General features: G+C 74.0%; 12 protein-coding genes. 7 read left to right on the top strand and 5 right to left on the bottom strand.

All coding sequences use genetic code 11. The features are described from left to right. Window positions 1-101: 101 nt before the first annotated feature. Both ABZ806_RS32805 and ABZ806_RS32810 read right to left on the bottom strand, forming a co-directional pair. Window positions 102-1,472: a PTS transporter subunit EIIC gene (locus ABZ806_RS32805; RefSeq protein ID WP_500221331.1), complete on the bottom strand. Its 1,371-nt coding sequence runs from the start codon at window positions 1,470-1,472 to the stop codon at window positions 102-104. Between the two features lie 14 nt (window positions 1,473-1,486). Further along, window positions 1,487-2,236 (bottom strand): GntR family transcriptional regulator, encoded by a 750-nt coding sequence (locus tag ABZ806_RS32810; RefSeq protein WP_500221332.1) that lies wholly within the window; start codon window positions 2,234-2,236, stop codon window positions 1,487-1,489. 452 nt (window positions 2,237-2,688) lie between these two features. Here ABZ806_RS32810 and nagA point away from each other — a divergent pair, with 452 nt between their 5' ends. From nagA to ptsP, 7 genes are read left to right on the top strand one after another with little or no spacing between them, the layout of a single operon-like run. After that, window positions 2,689-3,849 (top strand): N-acetylglucosamine-6-phosphate deacetylase, encoded by a 1,161-nt coding sequence (nagA, locus tag ABZ806_RS32815; RefSeq protein ID WP_500221333.1) that lies wholly within the window; start codon window positions 2,689-2,691, stop codon window positions 3,847-3,849. Then, window positions 3,846-4,886 (top strand): SIS domain-containing protein, encoded by a 1,041-nt coding sequence (locus tag ABZ806_RS32820; RefSeq protein WP_500221334.1) that lies wholly within the window; start codon window positions 3,846-3,848, stop codon window positions 4,884-4,886. Before nagA ends, ABZ806_RS32820 begins: the two co-directional genes overlap by 4 nt. Before the next feature lie 35 nt (window positions 4,887-4,921). Then, window positions 4,922-5,155 carry a PTS sugar transporter subunit IIB gene (locus ABZ806_RS32825; RefSeq protein ID WP_500221335.1) on the top strand — a complete coding sequence of 78 codons (234 nt, stop codon included), beginning with the start codon at window positions 4,922-4,924 and terminating at the stop codon, window positions 5,153-5,155. Between the two features lie 46 nt (window positions 5,156-5,201). Then, complete coding sequence (locus tag ABZ806_RS32830) at window positions 5,202-5,651, top strand: PTS sugar transporter subunit IIA (protein WP_500221336.1); 450 nt, start codon at window positions 5,202-5,204, stop codon at window positions 5,649-5,651. Then, complete coding sequence (locus ABZ806_RS32835; RefSeq protein ID WP_500221337.1) at window positions 5,642-6,319, top strand: HAD family hydrolase; 678 nt, start codon at window positions 5,642-5,644, stop codon at window positions 6,317-6,319. Before ABZ806_RS32830 ends, ABZ806_RS32835 begins: the two co-directional genes overlap by 10 nt. Window positions 6,320-6,331: 12 nt before the next feature. Next, window positions 6,332-6,604 carry an HPr family phosphocarrier protein gene (locus ABZ806_RS32840; RefSeq protein ID WP_500221338.1) on the top strand — a complete coding sequence of 91 codons (273 nt, stop codon included), beginning with the start codon at window positions 6,332-6,334 and terminating at the stop codon, window positions 6,602-6,604. Window positions 6,605-6,607: 3 nt separating this feature from the next. Then, window positions 6,608-8,290, top strand: coding sequence for a phosphoenolpyruvate--protein phosphotransferase (gene ptsP, locus ABZ806_RS32845; RefSeq protein ID WP_500221339.1), 1,683 nt, complete (start codon window positions 6,608-6,610; stop codon window positions 8,288-8,290). 76 nt (window positions 8,291-8,366) lie between these two features. Here the strand turns inward: ptsP and ABZ806_RS32850 are convergent, their stop codons facing one another. The 3 genes from ABZ806_RS32850 to ABZ806_RS32860 form a co-directional block, all read right to left on the bottom strand. Continuing rightward, window positions 8,367-8,876, bottom strand: coding sequence for a hypothetical protein (locus ABZ806_RS32850; protein WP_500221340.1), 510 nt, complete (start codon window positions 8,874-8,876; stop codon window positions 8,367-8,369). 82 nt (window positions 8,877-8,958) lie between these two features. After that, window positions 8,959-10,605, bottom strand: coding sequence for a glycoside hydrolase family 3 protein (locus ABZ806_RS32855; RefSeq protein WP_500221341.1), 1,647 nt, complete (start codon window positions 10,603-10,605; stop codon window positions 8,959-8,961). Between the two features lie 99 nt (window positions 10,606-10,704). Beyond that, complete coding sequence (locus ABZ806_RS32860) at window positions 10,705-12,936, bottom strand: transglycosylase domain-containing protein (RefSeq protein ID WP_500221342.1); 2,232 nt, start codon at window positions 12,934-12,936, stop codon at window positions 10,705-10,707. Between the last annotated feature and the right edge of the window lie 258 nt (window positions 12,937-13,194).

The raw sequence follows: 13,194 nt of genomic DNA on the forward strand, positions 1-13,194 counted from the left end.
TCTGTGGTTTTTCGCGGTGGGGGTTGGGTTTGGGGGGGGGGGGGGGGGGGGGGGGCCCCGGGGGGGGGGGGGGGGGGGCGCCCGCCGCCCCGGGGGAAGGGTCAGCCTGCCGGGGCCTCTTCGGGTTCGGCGGTGCCCTTGCGGTTCCGCTTCTTCTTCTCGCCGCCGGCGAGTTCGGGGTCGGCGGCCGGGTCGGCGGCGGTCGACTCCTCGTCGTCGGGTTCGCGGCCGGGGGTCGCGAAGTTGAACTTCTGGATCAGGAATCTGAAGATGAAGTAGTAGAGGAAGAAGTACAGGACGCCCATGCCGAGGATCAGCCAGAGGCCCTGGGTGTTGTCCTTGCGGGCGTTCAGCAGCAGGTCGATGCCGCCGGCGGAGAAGCCGAAGCCGAGCTTGGCGCCGGCCGCCTCCAGGACGGCCATCGAGATGCCCGTGAGGACGACGTGCACGCCGTACAGGACGGGCGCGACGAACATGAACGCGAACTCGATCGGCTCGGTGACGCCGGTGACGAACGCGGTGAGCGCGGCGGAGATCATGATGCCGCCGACCGCGGGGCGCCGGTGCGGCGGCGCGGCGTGCCAGATCGCGAGGGCGGCGCCGGGCAGGCCGAACATCAGCACGGGGAAGAACCCGGCGAGGAAGCCGCCCGCGTTGGGGTCGCCGGCCAGGTAGCGGTTGATCTCGCCGTGGACGACGCCGTCCGGGGTGTTGTAGTCGCCGAACACGAACCAGATGAGCGAGTTCGGGATGTGGTGCAGGCCGAAGGGCAGCAGCAGGCGGTTGATGACGCCGTAGATGCCGGCGCCCGCGGCGCCCGCCCCGGTGATCCAGTCGCCGGCGTCGGTGAGCCAGCTGCCGAGGACCGGCCAGACGAAGCCGATCACGATGCCGAGCGCCAGGCCGGCGACGGCGGTGATGATCGGGACGAACCGGCGGCCGCCGAAGAACGCCAGCCAGGTCGGCAGCTTGATCCGGTAGTACCGCTGGTACAGCAGTGCCGCGATGACGCCCATCAGGATGCCGCCGAGCACGTCCGTCGGGTTCTTGGCGCCCCAGTCGATGACCTGCGCCTGTGCGCCGTCCGCCACCTTGGTGATCAGGACGTTGCCCTTGAGCTCGCTGGTGTGCGAGAACATGATCTTGGAGACGCGGTCGAAGACCAGGTAGCCGACCACGGCGGCGAGCGCCGTGGAGCCGTCGGACTTCTTGGCGAAGCCGATCGCCACGCCGACGGCGAAGAGCAGCGGCAGGGCGGCGAACAGCGCGTTGCCGGCCTCACCGACGATCTCGGCGACGCGGTCCCAGCCGAGACCGTCGGCGCCGAGCATGTCGGCCTGGCCGAAGCGCAGCAGCAGCGCGGCGGCGGGCAGCACGGCGATCGGCAGCATGAGGCTGCGGCCGATCCGCTGCAGCACCGCGAGGGTGCTGGACCCGCGCCGCGGCGCGGAGTCCACTGTTGTCGCAGTCATCGCGAGGTTCCTCCTCAGGGGTGTTCGGAGTGCGGCGGGGGGTTTCCGAGGGCCGTGTGGATCTGGTAGCGGTCCGCCCTGTAGGTCGACACGCCCAGCTCGGCGCACACACCTCCGGTGTACGAGCGGCGTTGCAGGAGCAGCACGGCACTGCCCCGGGCGATCTGCAGGTGCCTGGCGTCGGCTGCGTCGGCCAGGCTGGCGTCGATGGTCTGGTCGCCCGCGTCGAAGACCAGCCCGTACACCGCTTCGAGGACGCCGTACAGGGAGCGGTCCGCGAGCCGGCGGTCGAGCAGGTCGGGGGCGAGGGCGGCCAGGATGTGCGCGCGTTCGAGGGCCATCGGCTCCCCGTCGGCGGTGCGGAGGCGTTCGACGATGTGGATCTGTGTGCCGGGCTCGACATCGAAGATCCGGGCGAGCCGCGCGTCGGCCGGGACGGTCCGGCGCTCGAGGTCGATCGCGCCCGGCCGCAACCCGCGGGCCAGCATGTCCTCGGTGAACGAGACGAGCCGCAGCGGCATCTCGATCTTCGGCCGGGCGACGAACGTGCCCTTGCCCGGGACGCGGTAGAGCCGCCCCTCGGAGACGAGCTGGTCGACGCCCTGCCGGACGGTCATGCGGGACAGCTCGTACCGGACGCACAACTCGCGCTCCGACGGGATCGGGGCGTCGACGGGCAGTTCCGCGCTCTCGATGAGGTCGAGCAGGATCGCGCGGAGCTGGAAGTACTTCGGTACGGGACTGTGCGGATCGATGGTGGTCACGGGGGTCCTCGATGGCCGGGGGCCGGATCGACGGGGTTCGCCGGGTTGCGACGGAAGAGTGGACTGGACGGTGGTTAGAAGGTAGGCGATTTGGTTCGTACTGGTCTAGGCCGGACTAGACCACAGGTCCGAAAGGCATGTCAATGCATGAATTCGTAACGAACCGGTCACGTCGCGGCGGTGTCAAGATCGGAGAATGCGCAGGTCAGGGCGGCATCGCGGACGCACCGTCCGGTTCGGCGGAGGCGGGCTGACCTCGGCCGGACGCCCCTCGGCGGGCGTCGCGGGCGGTCTCCGTCCGCGACGGATCCGGCACCGGACGAGTTTCGTCCCGCATCTTCTTCTCCATCCGATTCGTGGAGTATGGTGCGTACTGGTCTAGTCCGGACTAGACCAGTTGACCCGAGGGACCGACGACCCCGCGATCATCGCGTCACAGAGAGCGCGCACCCATGGCATCACTCCTGATCACGGCCGACCGCATGATCATCACCCCCGCCGGCACTCCTACCCGTGTCGTCTCCCCGGGATACGTCCGCGCGGTGGACGGGGTGATCACCGAGGCGGGCGAGGGCCGTCCGGTCGAGACGCCCGACGCCCACCTCCCCGACGGCCTGCTCGCCCCGGGCCTGATCGACCTCCAGGTGAACGGCTTCTACGGCCACGACATGGTGGACGCCGACGAGGCCGCCTGGCACACCGTCGTCTCCCGCCTGCCGGAGACGGGCGTCACGGCCTTCCTCCCCACGTTCATCACCGCGCCGGTCGAGACCCAGGCCGCCGCGCTCCGCCGCACCCGCGACCTGCTGCCGCGCCTGCCGGCCGGGACGCGCGTCCTCGGCGTCCACCTCGAGGGCCCGTTCCTGTCGGAGAAGCGCAAGGGCGCGCACAACCCCGCGTACCTGACCGACCCCGCACCGGACGCGATCGCGACCCTGCTGGAGACCGGCCTGGTCAAGCTGGTCACGCTCGCGCCCGAGCGGAACGGCGCGCTGGAGGCGATCCGGACGCTGACCGGCGCGGGCGTCCTGGTCAGCGTCGGGCACAGCGACGCGACCGCCGCGCAGACCGGGGCCGCCGCCGACGCCGGCGCCCGCATGGTCACCCACATCTTCAACGCGCAGAGCGGCGTCCACCACCGCGACCCGGGTGTCGCCGTGCAGGCGCTCATCGACGACCGGCTCATCCCCGGCCTCATCCTCGACCTGCACCACGTCTCGGCCGAGGTGGCGCGGCTGGTGTTCCGCGCCGCGCCGGGACGGGTCGTGCTCGTCACCGACGCCGCGTCCGCCGCCGGGATGCCGCCCGGCACCTACGACCTCGGCGGCGAGCCGATCACGATGCCCGAGCAGGGCCCGCCGCTGCGCGCCGACGGCACGATCGCCGGGTCCGGCCTGCGGCTGGACGACGCGGTCGGCAACGCGATCGGCCTCGGCCTGGACCCGGCCGCCGCGGTGGACGCGGCCACCCGGATCCCGGCCGACCTCATCGGACGTCCCGACCTCGGGCGGATCGCGCCCGGCGCCGCCGCCGACCTCGTATGGCTGGGGCCGGACCATCGGGCGCGTACCACGTGGTCGGGCGGGCAGAAACTCTACGGAGGGGGATCATGACCAGTCAGATGCGCGCCGAGATCGGTGAGCAGCCGGACGCGCTGCGCCGGACGATCGACGCGCTCCTCCCGCGGACCGCCGACATCGCGGCGCTCGCGCGGGAGACCCGGCAGGTGCTGTTCATCGCGCGCGGCTCGTCCGACAACGCCGCGGTGTACGGGCGCTACCTGGTGGAGGCGCACGCGGGCCGGCTCGCCACCCTCGCGGCGCCGTCCATCGCGACGACCTACCGGCGCAGGCTCGACCTGGACGGTGTGCTGGCCGTGGCGATCAGCCAGTCCGGCAAGACCGAGGAGATCGTCGAGACCCTCGACTGGGCGAAGGACTGCGGTGCCCGGACGGTCGCCGTCACCAACGGCGCGGGCTCCCCGCTCGCCGAGGCGGCCGAAGTCGCGCTGGTCACCGACGCGGGCGACGAGATCGCCGTCCCGGCCACCAAGACCTACACGACGCAGCTCGCCGCGCTGTCGGTGTTCGGCCTCGGGCTCGGCGCGGACGTCGCCGTGGACGACCTGCGCCGCGTCCCCGACGAGGTCGCCCGGATGATCGCGCTGACCGAGGCGTCGCCCGCGCTGCCGGAGATCGTCGAGGAGCTGGCGAAGGTCCCGGGCACGGTCGTGTCCGGCCGCGGCATCGCGTTCGGCACCGCGCTGGAGCTGGCGCTGAAGATCAAGGAGGCGTGCTACCTGCACGCCATGGGCCTGTCGTACGCCGACCTGCTGCACGGCCCGATCGCCGTCGTGGACGCGCAGACGCCCGCGCTGCTGGTCGCCGCCGACTCCGGCCCGACGCTGGCCGGCACGGTCGCGCTGGCCCGGCGGGTCGAGGGGGCCGGCGCCCGCGCCTACGGCGTCGGCGGCGGCGCCGAACTGGCCGCGGCGTGCTCGGCCGCGCTGCCCGGCCCCGGCCTGCCCGAGTGGCTCGCGCCGCTCGGCCTCATCGTCCCCGGCCAGCTCCTGGTCGAGAACCTGGCCCGCCGGCTCGGCATCGACCCCGACGTCCCGCGCGGACTGAACAAGGTCACCCAGACCGACTGAACCACGACCCACCCCCACCGAGAGAAGAGAAGGACATGGACAAGGCCGAGGCCATCATCGCGGCGCTGGGCGGCGCCGACAACATCGTCGAGATCGAGCCGTGCGCCACCCGGCTGCGCACCGAGGTCGCGGACGCCGGCAAGGTCGACGAGGCGGCGCTGAAGAAGGCGGGCGCGTTCGGCGTCATGCGCAGCGGCACCGTCGTGCAGGTCGTCGTGGGGACCGAGGCCGACACTCTCGCCAGCGACATCGAGGACATCCTCGACTGATCCGGCCCGTACGGACCGACCCGTACGGACCAATGGGAGGCCCCCAATGACCCGAGTACTGTCCCCGGTCACCGGCCGGGTCGTCGGCCTCGCCGGCGTCCCCGACCCGGTGTTCGCCCAGGCCATGGTGGGCCCGGGCACGGCGGTCGACCCCGAGCGCGGCCCCGGCCGGGCCATCGCCCCCGTCACCGGGAAGATCGTCAAGCTGCATCCGCACGCCTACGTGGTGGTGGACGCGGAGGGCCACGGCGTCCTCGTCCACCTCGGCATCGACACCGTCAAGCTCAAGGGCGAGGGGTTCGAGCTGCTCGCCGCCGAGGGCGACGAGGTCACCGCCGGGCAGCCCGTCGTCGGCTGGAACCCGGCCGTGATCGAGGCCGGCGGCCGCTCGCCGATCTGCGCGGTCGTCGCGCTGGACGCGGGCGCCGACGCGCTGTCGGACGTGCTGGAGTCCGGCGAGGTGACGAAGGGGGCCGAGCTCTTCACATGGCGGTGATCGGCCTCGGCGCGGCGGTGTTCGACCTCGACGGCACCCTTATCGACACCGAGCCGCGCAACCGGGTGATGTGGTCCCGGCTGTTCGACGCGCACGGCGTCCGCTGGGACGACGCGCTGATCGCCTCGTTCGCGGGGCGGCGCGGGCTGGAGGTGCTGCGCGACCTCGCGCACCTGTTCCCCGGCCGGTCGGTCGAGGAGCTGTTCGAGCAGGCGGTGTCCTACGAGTCGCTGCCGGAGATGCCGGCGGTCGCACCCGTCCCCGGCGCCGTCGACCTCGTCCGGTCGCTGGCGGACGCGGGCGTGCCGCTGGCGGTCGTGACGTCCGGCCAGCGCCCGTACGCGGAGCGGCTGCTCGCCGAGCTGGGCGTCCGCGACCTGCTCGACCTCGTGGTGACCGCCGGGGACGTCGTCACCGGCAAGCCGCACCCGGAGGGCTACCTGGCCGCCGCGCGCGACCTGGACGTCCCCCCGGCGGAGGCGGTCGGGTTCGAGGACGCCCCGGCGGGCGTGGCGGCCGTGAAGTCCGCGGGCATGACCTGCGTGGGCGTCAGCACCACGCAGCCGGCGGGCGCGCTCGCCGGGGCCGACCATGTGGTGGCCGATTTTCAGGAAGTGGACGTCGTCCCGGGCCCGGCGCTGCGCGTGCCGGGCCCCGGGCAGGACTAGAGGGAGTGTGCGGTGACCGAGCGCAACGTCAAGATCGAATCCAGGGTGGGGCTGCACGCGCGGCCGGCCGCGCTGTTCGTCCAGGCCGCGGCCAAGGCCCCGATGGAGGTGACCGTGGCCAAGCGCGGCGGCGACCCGGTGAACGCCAAGAGCATCCTCGCGGTGCTGGGGCTGGACGCCCGGCACGGTGAGGAGGTCGTCCTGTCCGCCGAGGGCGACGGCGCCGGCGAGCTGCTCGACGCCCTGGAGAAGCTGCTGTCCACACCGGAGCCCGAGGGGGCCTGAGCCGTGCCGGACGTATTGCAGGGCACGGGCGTCAGCCCCGGCGTCGGCGCCGGGCCGGTGCGCAAGCTCGCCGGGGACGTCCCCGAGCCGCCCGCCGGCGACCGGCACGGCGGCGACGCGGACGCCGAGCGGGACACGGCGCTCGCCGCGCTGGAGGCCGTCGCCGCCGACCTGGAGGAGCGCGGGGAGCGCGCCGCCGCGGCCGGCAACGCCGACGGCCGGGACGTGCTGGGCGCGCAGGCGCTGATGGCCCGCGACCCGGGCCTCGCCGACGGGGTCCGCGCCAGGGTCGGCGAGGGCGTCGCGGCGGCCCGCGCGGTGTTCGAGGCGTTCGGCGTCTACCGGGAGATGCTCGCCGGGGCGGGCGACTACCTCGCGGCCCGGGTCACCGACCTGGACGACATCCGCGACCGGGCGATCGCCAGGCTGCTGGGCCTGCCGATGCCCGGCGTCCCGGAGTCGGACGAGCCGTTCGTGCTCGTCGCCCGCGACCTCGCGCCGGCCGACACCGCCGTGCTCGACCCGGCGAAGGTCGTCGCGTTCGTGACCGAGGAGGGCGGGCCGACCAGCCACACCGCGATCATCGCCCGGACGATGGGCGTGCCCGCGGTCGTGGCGCTGCCGGGCGCGGCGTCGCTCGGCGACGGGTCCCGCGTCCTCGTCGACGGCACCGCCGGGACCGTGCGCGTCGACCCGTCCGAGGAGGACGTGCGGGCGGCGCGTGCGGCGGCCGCCGCCCGGGGGTCCGCGCTGGCGGAGTTCACCGGGCCCGGCGCGACCGCGGATGGCCACCCGGTGCCGCTGCTGGCCAACATCGGCGGGCCGAAGGACCTGGCGGCGGCGCTCGCGGGCGGTGCCGAGGGCGTCGGCCTCTACCGCACCGAGTTCCTGTTCCTGGACCGCGCGACGCCGCCGTCCGACGCGGAGCAGGAGGAGGCGTACCGGACGGTGCTGGAGGCGTTCCCGGAGGGCCGGGTGGTCGTCCGGACGCTCGACGCGGGCGCCGACAAGCCGCTCGCGTTCCTGCCCGCGCCCGGCGAGGAGCCGAACCCGGCGCTCGGCGAGCGCGGTGTCCGGATGTCGCTGCGGCACCCGGACGTGCTGGCCGCGCAGCTCGCCGCGCTCGTCCGCGCCGCCGCAGGGCTGACCGTGAAGCTGCAGGTCATGGCCCCGATGGTGACCGACGCCGGGGAGGCCGCCTGGTTCGCCGAGCGGTGCCGGGACGCCGGCGTCGCGCATCCCGGCGTCATGATCGAGGTGCCCGCCGCCGCGCTCCGCGCCCGCGACCTCGCCGCCGAGGTGGAGTTCTTCAGCATCGGCACCAACGACCTCACCCAGTACGCCTGCGCGGCGGACCGGCAGGTCGGCGGCCTCGCCCGCCTCCAGGACCCGTGGCAGCCCGCCGTCCTCGACCTGGTCGCCCCGGCGGCCGGCGCGGGCGTCCCGTGCGGGGTCTGCGGCGAGGCGGCCGGCGACCCGGCGCTGGCCTGCGTGCTGGTCGGGCTCGGGGTGACGTCGCTGTCGATGAGCGCCCCGTCCCTGCCGCTGGTACGCGCCGCCCTGGCCCGCCACACCCTGGAGCAGTGCCGGCAGGCGGCGGAGGCCGCCCGAGGCGCCCGCACGGCCGAGGGGGCCCGCGAGGCGGCCCGAGCCAACCTCCCGGCCCTGACCGACCTGGGCCTCTGACCATGCGTTGACTTGCGGCGTGTTGCCCTTATGGACGACCGGATAAGGGCGACACGCCGCAAGTGAACGAGGCGGGTCAGGGGGTGATCTGCCAGTTCTGGCCTGTTCTCTGGATCGTGAAGCTCGGCGCCAGCAGGCCGGCCTGGCGGGCAGGGGCGCCCTTCCAGGCGAGGTCCTCGAAACGGACCGTGTAGGTGCCGTCTCCCGGCCCCGGCCGGCAGACCGGGACGGTCACGCCGCGCAGCGCCGCGAGGTCCTGCGGGCGCAGCTTCGCGCGGGCCTTCGCGAACCGGGTGCGGCAGGCGGTGGGCCCGCCGAACACCTTCTGCTGGTAGGCGGGCGCCAGGAAGGCGCACGCCTTGGCGTTCCCCACGGCGACGCCGCGCAGGTACTTGTAGAGCGCCAGCCGCGCCGGGAGGGTCTCCTTCGCGGACGTCGTCGTGGCCGCCGCGGTCGTCGTGTCGGCGAACCGCGAGTCGCCGGGCTCCGGGGTGAGCGGCGGCATGGTGACCTCCTCCTGCCCGCCGCAGGCGCTCAGCAGCGGAAGCGCCACCAGGACGGCGGCGAGAAGAGGACGGACCTGCACGGAGACCTCCCGGGGGGAAGAAGGCGGCCCGATCCTCCCAGGAAGCGGCCCTCCGCGTCCAACGAACGCCGCTGACCGGGGGCTAGGGGTAGCCGAGCCCGTAGCCCGCCGGGTGCCCGCCCGCCGGCACGGGAAGTCTGCCCGTCGGCTTCACCGCGCCGCTCAGCACCTTCGCCAGCGCGTTGACGGAGACCGTGCCGGAGGAGTAGGTGGCGAGCGCCGCCGCCGCGCCGCCCGCCGCGTCGAGGTCGTAGGGGCGCCCGAGGGCCGCGACGACGACCGGTTTCGGGCCGAGCGCCCGGATGCGGGACGCGGTCGCCGATCCGGCGTTCTCGGTGGTCAGCACGGTGACGTCCGCCGCGCCCCGGGCGGCCGTCGCGACGCCCTGGCGGCGGAGCGCCGCGAGGAGCCGGTCGGCGCCCGGCCCGGACACGGCGACCTTCCCGCCCTTGAGCGGCAGCAGGCCGCCCTTGTTGCGGACGAGCGTCACCGCGTGCTCGGCGACCCGCCGGGCCGTGGCCGCCTGCGCGGACGTCCCGATCGCCGCCTTCGCCTTCGCCGGGTCGACCGCCGTCCCCTGGAACAGGCCGCGGCGCTGCTTGAGCTTGAGGATGCGCGTGACCGACTCGTCCAGCCGCTTCTCGGTGATCTTCCCGGACCGGACGGCCTTCAGCACCGCCTTGTAGGCGCGCGGCAGGCTCGGCGGCATCAGCAGCTGGTCGGCGCCCGCGTTGATCGCCAGGACCGGGACGGCCGCATCGCCGTACTTCTCCCGCACGCCCGCCATCTGCAGCGAGTCCGTGGTGATGACGCCCTGGTAGCCGAGCCTGCCGCGCAGCAGCCCGGTCAGCACGGTCTTCGAGAGCGTGGACGGATCGCCCGACTTGTCGAGCTTCGGGACGACGATGTGCGCGGTCATGATGACGTCCACGCCCGCCTTGATCGCCGCCTTGAACGGGGGTGCGTCGAGCCGCTCCCACTCCGCCGGCGAGTGCTTGATCACCGGCAGCCCGGTGTGGCTGTCGACGGCGGTGTCGCCGTGCCCGGGGAAGTGCTTGGCGGTGGCGGCGACCCCGGCGTCCTGGTAGCCGCCGACCGCGCCGGCCGTCATCGTGGACACGAGCGCCGGGTCGGACCCGAACGAGCGCAGCCCGATCACCGGGTTGCGCGGGTTCACGTTGACGTCGGCGTCCGGCGCGTAGTCGAGGTTGATGCCGACCGCGCGCAGCTCGGTGCCGGTGACGCGGGCGGCGGCGCGCGCGTCGGCCGGGTTCCGGGTGGCGCCGAGCGCCATGTTGCCGGGGAACCGGGTGATGAACGGGGTGCGGGACACGATGCCCTGCTCCTCGTCGACGCCGAGCAGCAGCGGGATCTTCGCCGCCTTCTGCAGCGCGTTCGACTGCGCCGCCGTGCGGGCCGGGGAGCCGAAGTTCTCCGGGAAGTAGATCAGCCCGCCGACGTGGTACTTCTCGACCTTCGCGAGGGCGTCGGCGCGGCTGGAGAAGGCCGGGACGAACAACTGCCCGACCTTCTCCGCGACGCTCATCTCCGCGACTCTGCCGGGGATCCACGCGTCCAGTGCCGGTGCCCGGCTGGACGGCGGGGCCGACGGCGTGCCGGACCCGGCGGACGGCGTCCGCCCGCCCTCGCCGCTCCCGCCGCCGCAGCCCGCGACCCCGCAGGCCAGCAGGGCCGCCGCCGCGAGCGCGAGGGGACGTGAAGCACCCACCTGACCAGGCCCCCCGACATGGTCTCGGTTCCTCGCTCGCATCGGACGCCCGCGACGCTAGCCGCTCCGCGGGGCGCTGTCGACTCGATCTCCGGCGGGTCAGCCGGTCCCTGTGCGGGGTTCGTCCGTTGTGCCGGGCTTGCCGGTGGGGGCGGGCCTGCCGTCGGGGCTCTCGGGGAGCTTGCGCGCATCGCCGCCGGAGCCCGCCGCACCCCCCGTGCCTGTTTCACCGCCCGTGCCGGCGCCGGTGCCCGTGCCGCCGCCGGAGGGCGGCGTTTTCCTGCGTCCGAGGTCCGCGGAGCCGGGCGGCGTCGCGTTCTGCCCGGCCGGGTCCGGGTCGGTCCAGTCGGCGGCGGTGCCCGTGAAGAGGGGCCGGGGGAACACCTCGGCCGGCAGGTCGCGGGTGACCCGCTCCATGAACGCGTGCCAGATCGCGGCCGGGACGTTCTCCCCGGCGACCGTCCCGGTGAAGCCCGGCAGGTTCCGCAGTGTGGCGGGCTTGGCGTTGCCGATCACCACGGCGGTCGAGACCTGCGGGACGTACCCGACGAACCAGGCGGCGCGGTTGTGCTCGGTCGTGCCGGTCTTGCCCGCCGCCTCGCGGCCGGTCAGCGCCGCGCGCGTGCCCGTCCCCTTCAGGACGGTCGCCCGCATCGCGGCGGTGGCCTGCGCGGCCTGCTCCCCGTCCAGGACGCGGCGGCCCGGCCCGTCCCAGGGCAGCGGGACCCGGTGGCCCTCCGCGTCGACGACCTTGGTGACCAGGTGCGGGACGACCGCCGTGCCGCCGTTGGCGAACGCCGCGTACCCGGCGGCCTGGGTGGCCGCCGAGACGTCGGGGATGCCGAGCGCGACGCCCGCCTGCCCCGCGAAGGGCTTGAGCGCGGACTCCGGCACGCCGAACAGCCGCGCGGCCTCGATGACGTTCGCGATGCCGACCTTCAGCGCCGCCTTCACGTACCCGGTGTTGACCGACCGGGCGGTCGCCTCGACCATGTCGATCGTGCCGAGCGACCCGATCTCCTCGTCGTTCTCGACCTTGTAGCCGGGCGCGGTCATCGGCGTGACGTCGCCGTTCGGGGCGAACTTCTGCGGGGACCTGCCGCTCACCTTCGTCCGGACGCTGAGGCCCTTGCGCAGCATCGCGGCCAGCACGTACGGCTTGAACGTCGAGCCCGCCTGCGCGACCGGCGCGAACACCGAGTCGACCTGGCTGCGCTTCGGGTCGCCGCCGTAGAACGCCCGCACCGCGCCGGTCCGGGAGTCGACGGCGACGAGCCCGCCGTGCACGGTGCGCGGCCATTCCGGTTCGCGCGCCCCGCGCATGGCCTGCTCGGCGTACCGCATCCAGCGCTGGTCGAGCGCCGTGTAGATCTTCAGCCGGCCGTTGACGACGCTGTCCATCGGGATGCCGATGCCCGCGAGCTCGGTCTCCAGCCGGTGGCGGACGAGGAGGTCCTGCCCGGACAGGCCGACGCCGGTCCACTCGTCCTGCGTGCGGGGGAACCGCTGCCGGTCGGCGTCGGCGCGGCTCAGCCTGCCCATCGACACCATGCCGTCCAGGACGTACGTCCAGCGGGAGCGCAGCGCGCGGGCGGCCGGGTCGCCGCCCTGCGTCCTGAAGTACGTCGGCCGCTGGATCATCGCGGCGAGCAGGGCGCACTGCGCGATGTCGAGCTGCCAGACGTCCCTGTCGAAGTAGGCGCGGGCGGCCGCCTGCACGCCGGACGTCTGCCGTCCGAAGTAGATGGTGTTCAGGTACAGGTCGAGGATCTCGTCCTTGGCGCGGTTCCGGTCGAGCTTGACCGCGATGAAGATCTCCTTGATCTTGCGCCGCATCGTCCGGTCCCTGCTGAGGCCCTTGAAGTAGTTGCGGGCGAGCTGCTGGGTGATGGTGGAGCCGCCTTGCGTGTCGCCGCCGGCGACGTTGTTCCACAGGGCGCGGAACATCCCGGTGGGGGAGACGCCGTGGTCGCCGTAGAAGCCGCGGTCCTCGGCGGCGAGCACCGCCCAGCGCAGCCGGTCGGGGATCTGGTCGTGCCGGACGGCCTCCCGGTTGGCGCCGAGGCGGAACAGCGGCGTCCGGCCGTCGGCGTAGTAGACGGTGGAGCCCTCGTCGGTGACGCCGTCCTGCGGCCGGGTCGGCAGCGGCGTGCGGACGTAGGCGACCACGGTGGCGGCGGCCATCAGCACCAACGGTGTGATGACGATCACGACCAGCCGCCGGCCGGGTCGCCACCCGGGCGGAACGGGACGGATCAGCCGGGACGGGGCGAACCGCAGCAGGCGGGAGAGGACCGGCCGGACACGGCGGGCCCTGGGCAGGGAGTGCATGCGACCTCGTTCGACGTGGAGTACGGAGTCGGCCGTCGTCCGGGCATGGGAGCGCGGGCGGGCATGCGTCTCGGCGGCATGCTCGTGAATGGACGCGCTGTGCGGGTCGGGAGAAGCCCCGCGCGGACGACGCTGCGGAATTGCGCAGCCTTGTCGGTACGTGCCACGCCTGTGGCCGGTGGTCCCGCCGGACACGGCCCCAACGGGACCGCTCTGACGGCTCTGGCGCCACCGTGGTCACAGCTTAATCACGATGGA

The sequence above is a fragment of the Spirillospora sp. NPDC047418 genome, assembly GCF_040643275.1.
Classification (GTDB): Bacteria; Actinomycetota; Actinomycetes; order Streptosporangiales; family Streptosporangiaceae; genus Spirillospora.